This window comes from Deinococcus sp. (genome assembly GCF_030523985.1).
Classification (GTDB): domain Bacteria; phylum Deinococcota; class Deinococci; order Deinococcales; family Deinococcaceae; genus Deinococcus.
Genome location: NZ_JAUNHK010000088.1, coordinates 1 through 5,199 on the forward strand (window position 1 = coordinate 1; position 5,199 = coordinate 5,199).

Consider the following 5,199-nt stretch of genomic DNA (forward strand, 5'->3'; position numbering starts at 1 on the left):
TTCGAGGTAGTTAAGGCTGGGCAAAATCTCCTCACGCCACACCTCGACCAACTCGCTGGCCCGCACTTCGGACGGCACAGCCTGAAATGCGGGCCAGGGCAGCGAGTGCGCCAGCGCCGCCAGCAGTCTGTGCGGGCTGGCCCCCTGTTCGCGCCACTGGCTGAGGGGAGCGGCTCCACCGCGCTTGGCGAGCCGTTCGCCGCGAAAATCGGTCATCAGGGGCACATGCAGGTAGCGGGGGCTGGGCACCCCCAGGGTCTGTTGCAGGGCGACTTGCCTTGGCGTGGCTGTCCAGAGGTCTTGCCCGCGCACCACGTCGGTGACGCCCATCAGCGCGTCGTCCACCACCACCGCGAAGTGGTAGGCGTACACGCCGTCGTTGCGCCGCAGCACAAAGTCGCCCACCTCTGTCGGCAGGAACTGACACAGCCGCTCGTGGGTCAGGGCGTCGGTGACGCAGATTTCGCGCTCCGGCACCTGCCAACGCTGAGCAGCGGGGCGGCCCGGTTGCGGCGGCTGGTGGCGGCACAGGCCGGGATAGACCAGTTCGGCCCCGTGCGGCGCTCCGGCACTGTCCTGCACGGCGGCCACGATTTCCTTGCGGGTACAGGTGCAGGCGTAGGTCTCCAGACGCGGCAGCACGGCGGCATACACTTCCAACCGCTCCGACTGCCGGAACTCGGCGTCCCAGTCGAGGCCCAGCCATTCCAGGTCGCGCCGGGTCAGGTCGTAGGCCCAGTCGCGCACCCGCCCGGTGTCCAGGTCTTCAAAACGCAGGAGATGCCGCGCCCCCAGCGCCCGCGAATGAAGCCACGCCAGCAGCGCGGTGCGGGCATTGCCGAGGTGCATGGCTCCGGTGGGACTGGGGGCAAATCGGCCTGTGAGGGGCATGCCCTACAGGGTAAGAGATGGAAAGGGTCAGGGATTCAGGCCCGTTCGCGCAACCAGCGCAGCAGCAAATCCTCGACCAGTTCGCTGACGCTTTCGCCGCCGTCTTTTTTCACCTCGCGCCACACCGCCCGCACGGTTTCCTTACGGACATACACGGGTTCGACCCGTTCGCCCGTTTCGCCCTTGTGCCTGCCGTCGGGGGCGGGGGTTTTCTTGGTGGGCTTGGTCTTTTTCTTGCCGTCCAGATAGTCGAATCGGCCCATCAAATCACCTCGCGCGACAGGCGCAGGATATCGTCCCAGGCGGCTTCGGCGCGGGGGTCGCGCACGTCGCGGCACAGGGTTCCGGCTTCGGCGGCCTTCTGGTAGGCGGCGTAGTGGCGCACCGGGGTATTGCAGACCGTCCAGCCGTCGTCGCGCAGGTCGTCGCGGGTCTGCTCGGCAGCCTGCCCGGTCGGGGGCACGCGGGTCAGCACCACGCGCACCTTGCGGGCGGCGTCCTCGTCCTCGAAGAAATCGAGCAGTTCGCGGGTGGATTCCAGTTCCAGGGCCGACACGCCGCTGGGCACCAGAATCAGGTCGGCCCGCCCGGCGAGTTCGCGCAGTTCCTTGCGTTTGGGACGGCCCTCGGTGTCGATGATGACGGCGTCCAGGTCGGCCAGTTTCTTGGGTTTGACTTCGTCGGCGTCCAGCACGGGAAAGCCCAGTCCACCTTCTCCCCGGCCTGCCCAGCGCAGCGCACTGCCCACCCGCCCGTCTTCGTCGATGAGGGCGATGGCAAGGCCGCGTTCGTGGCAGGCTCCGGCGAGGTGGACAGCGAGGGTGCTCTTGCCCACGCCACCTTTTTCGGACGTGATGGCGATGATTTTCGGCATATCCGGCCCACCCTAGCAAAAGGGGCCTCAAAAGTTGTCAGCCCGTCACGTGCCGCAGTGGGAGAGGCGGCGGGGCTTCCAAGCTGAGCTGCTCACCCGTGCGGGGATGCGTCAGCCCCAGCGTGTGGGCGTGCAGCAGGTAGCCCAGGTCGCCCGGCAGCGCGTCTGGGCGAGCAATTCCGCCCGACAGATACAGCGGGTCGCCCGCGAGCGGCAATCCCACCGACGCCAGATGAATGCGAATCTGATGCGGCCTGCCCGTGAAAATCTCTACTTCAAAAAGCGTTGTGTCGGGGCGGCGTTCCAGCACGCGGGCCAGTGAGCGGGCGGGTTTGCCCCCCGAAGTTGCCGCGAACACTTCGCCCAGTTTGGCGTGCCCCACGGGGCCAATCGGCGCGGTGATGTCGTACTCGTCCTGCTCGGCCCGGCCCGCGCTCAGCGCACGGTAAATCTTGCGAATGCGGTGTTCGCGCCAGTCGCGCAGTAGGGCGGCCCCCGCTTCCCGCGTCAGCGAGAACACCACCAGCCCCGAAGTCCCCCGTCCCAGACGGTGCAGCGGTGAGGCCGTGGGCCAACGCTGGCGCACCCCCATCAGCAGCGTGTGTTCCAGAAAGCCACCGCCTGGCATGGTCGGCAGTCCAGAGGGCTTGGACACCGCGAGCAGGTCGGCGTCCTCGTACAGCACCTCGAAATGGAGCGGCACCTCGGGTTCCTGCCAGGGCGGGCGGTGCCACACCAGCCGTTGCCCTGCCCGCAGCGTTTCGCCGCCCGTGACGGTCACGCCGTCCACCTCCACCTCACCTGCCGAGAGCCGCGCCGCCCAGACTTCGCGGGGAGAGTGGCGAAACTCGCGGGTCAGGTAGTCCAGCACGCTGAGACCGCCGCGCTGGATGTGGGAGGGGTAGGCGTAGCCGGAGTTGAGCATAGGAAGGGGGTGAGGTCTGTCTACAATCGGGTCATGTGCTCCCTCTGGCAACTCGACACTCACCTCAGGAGTGCGCTGCAACGTGACCCGCACCTCGCCTATGCTCTCGCGTATGGCAGCCTGACGCAAGGGACCGCCGACGAGTTCAGCGACGCCGAATATTACTGCTGGAGTGAGGAACCTGTGGACGCGGAGAAGTGGTTGCGGGAAGTGCTCAGTGGGACGCCCTGGCGAATTCTGCACGCTTTTGTAAACGACTTCGGCACACCGAATTTTGTGCTGAGTGGGCTGCTACGGGTCGAACTGCATAGCAAACACGTGGATGACTTGGAGCAAATTCTGGACTGGGCCAACGAGAACCTGTTCCCCGAGCGGATGCTGGTCAAGGATGCCGATGGTCGCCTGGCCCGGCTGCTGGCACAGATGACGGCACAGATTCCCCCGACAGAGGATGTGGACGCTCAGCTTATTTTTGACCGACTCGTCGGCTGGTTGTGCTTTGGCCTCAACGTGTTGGCGCGAGGCGAGCGGATTCGCGCTCTGGAGCTGCTGGGATGGGTAAGGGGTGCCCTGTTGCGGCTGGCACGACTTCAGGAACGAGCGACGCAGCACTGGCTGACCCCTGCGCGCTTGGCAGAACGGGAGCTTAGCCAGGAATCGCTGGAACGGTACGCTGCGACTGCGGGGAGCTTGGATAACCTCGCTCAGAATTACGCGGCTGCTTGGCAATGGGTCAAAACACTGCAAACAGAGCTGGGATTACGGCTTGACCCCAAATTAACGTCCGAAATAGAGGTGCGGCTTCAGACTTTCTCGTCTTGAAGCTGTTGCCTTTCGCTAAACTCCTCCCCGATGACCCAAGGCCCTCCCATTTTCGGCCCTTCTTCGCCCCGCAGCCAGCCGCAGCCGGGGCATCTGTACGACGTGGCGGTGGTCGGCGCGGGACTTGCGGGCACTGAACTGGCCTGGCGACTGGCCCACGCGGGCCGGGACGTGCTGCTGGTGTCGCAGGCGCTGGACACCCTCGGCAACCTCTACCAGCCGACGATTGAGGGCGCAGGTTTTCCGCCTGAGAGCGTGTTTGCCAAAGTTGCCGCGCAAATGGCCCCCGATGTGGACGGCTGGACGTTCCACCGTCTGCTCAAGGCTGAAATTGAGGGAACGAGCGGCATTCACCTGCTGCAAAGCTGCGTGACGGCGCTGGACGAGACAGAGGAGCAAGTCACGCTGTCCACCTGGGAAGGCCCGCAACTGCACGCCCGAACGGTGGTTCTCGCTGTCGGCGCGTTTCTCAAGGGCCGCCTGCTGATTGGCGACACGATGGAGGACGCGGGCCGATTGTCCGAAGTCGCCTACGATTTTCTGGCGGACGACCTGACCATGAGCGGCGTGTGGCTGGTGGGCGCGGAGCAGACTGCCGCCGCTGCCGAGGGTGCGCCCGACTACGCGGTGCGTTTTCTGACACCTGCGCCGAGTGAACTGGACGGCTTTCGCGTAAACAGGCTGGAGCGGGTGCGGATGCTGGGCCGCTGCACTCCGGGCGAACATACCTACGCCTCGGTCTTGCAGGACGCCGCCCGCCTCGCTGGAGAACTGGCATGATTTATCGCCTCGGAGACTTTCGTTTTCCCGACGACCCCGCCCGCCTGTACCCCCAAACCCCCACGCGGCCCTGGGTGCTGGAAATCGGCTTTGGCGATGGCCGATTCTGGCCCCACTACGCCCGCACTTTTGCCGAAGCGCCCAACTATCTGGGCGTAGAAATCAGCGGCACGTCGCTGCTCAAGGCCCACCGCCGCCTGAAGGACGCGGGGCTGGACAACGCCATCCTGACCAAGCTGCCCGCCGAAGTGCTGCTGCCGGGGGTGATTCCACCCGCAAGTCTGGACGCCATCGTCGTCAATTTCCCTGACCCCTGGCCCAAGGCGGGCCACGAAGATCACCGCCTGCTGCGCGTGCCGTTTTTTCGGCAGGCCGCCAGTCGCCTCAAATCGGGCGGCGCGGTGCTGCTGACCACCGACCACGACGAATATTTTGAATTCGCTTGCGCCCAGGCCGAGGCCAGCGGCGTCATGCGGGTGGAGCGTACCGAACCGCCCACTGCCGCACTGGAAACCAAGTACGCCCTCAAGTGGCGCGACCTGGGGCTGGGGGCCAACCACGCCCGCTTCGTGCCGATTGCGCCGACCCCCGCCGCCTTCTTGCCCTTCGCCCCCTACCTGGAGAGTGACCCCAACGTGCCCCACGCCGTGCTGACCCTGCCCGCCGACTTCGCGCCTCAAGCCTTCCAGAAACAGACGGTGCGCGGCCCCCACTGGACGGTGGTGCTGCTCGACCTCTACGTGACCTTGCGGCGCGGCGGCTGGGTGGCGCTGGCCCACGTCGTAGAGGGCGACCTGACGCAGGAGGTGCTGGTCGGCATCACCGAGCGCGAAGACGGCACGCATCTGGTGCGCCTCGCCAAATTCGGCGGCCCGATTATCACGCCAGGAGTCAAGGCGGCGGTAGG

Annotated in this window: 7 protein-coding genes; 3 read left to right on the forward strand and 4 right to left on the reverse strand. The window is 66.0% G+C overall.

Features of this window, described 5'->3' with window-relative positions:
- From gluQRS to Q4C89_RS11615, 4 genes are all read right to left on the reverse strand, one after another.
- The coding region (gene gluQRS / locus Q4C89_RS11600) for a tRNA glutamyl-Q(34) synthetase GluQRS (protein WP_303102775.1) at nt 1–891 on the reverse strand (891 nt) is incomplete at its 3' end.
- Between the two features lie 35 nt (nt 892–926).
- The gene (locus Q4C89_RS11605; protein WP_303102776.1) at nt 927–1,154 is read right to left on the reverse strand and encodes a hypothetical protein; all 228 of its coding nucleotides are present in this window, start codon (nt 1,152–1,154) and stop codon (nt 927–929) included.
- Nucleotides 1,154–1,765, reverse strand: coding sequence for a ParA family protein (locus Q4C89_RS11610; RefSeq protein ID WP_303102777.1), 612 nt, complete (start codon nt 1,763–1,765; stop codon nt 1,154–1,156). Before Q4C89_RS11610 ends, Q4C89_RS11605 begins: the two co-directional genes overlap by 1 nt.
- Nucleotides 1,766–1,802: 37 nt before the next feature.
- Nucleotides 1,803–2,690, reverse strand: a complete 888-nt coding sequence (locus Q4C89_RS11615; protein WP_303102778.1) for an RluA family pseudouridine synthase — start codon at nt 2,688–2,690, stop codon at nt 1,803–1,805.
- Nucleotides 2,691–2,723: 33 nt separating this feature from the next.
- Between Q4C89_RS11615 and Q4C89_RS11620 the strand changes: the two genes are divergently transcribed.
- The 3 genes from Q4C89_RS11620 to Q4C89_RS11630 all read left to right on the forward strand — a co-directional run.
- Complete coding sequence (locus tag Q4C89_RS11620) at nt 2,724–3,512, forward strand: hypothetical protein (protein WP_303102779.1); 789 nt, start codon at nt 2,724–2,726, stop codon at nt 3,510–3,512.
- Between the two features lie 30 nt (nt 3,513–3,542).
- Nucleotides 3,543–4,292: an FAD-dependent oxidoreductase gene (locus Q4C89_RS11625; RefSeq protein WP_303102780.1), complete on the forward strand. Its 750-nt coding sequence runs from the start codon at nt 3,543–3,545 to the stop codon at nt 4,290–4,292.
- On the forward strand, nt 4,289–5,199 hold a 911-nt coding region (locus Q4C89_RS11630; RefSeq protein WP_303102781.1), incomplete at its 3' end, for a tRNA (guanosine(46)-N(7))-methyltransferase TrmB. The genes Q4C89_RS11625 and Q4C89_RS11630, both read left to right, overlap by 4 nt.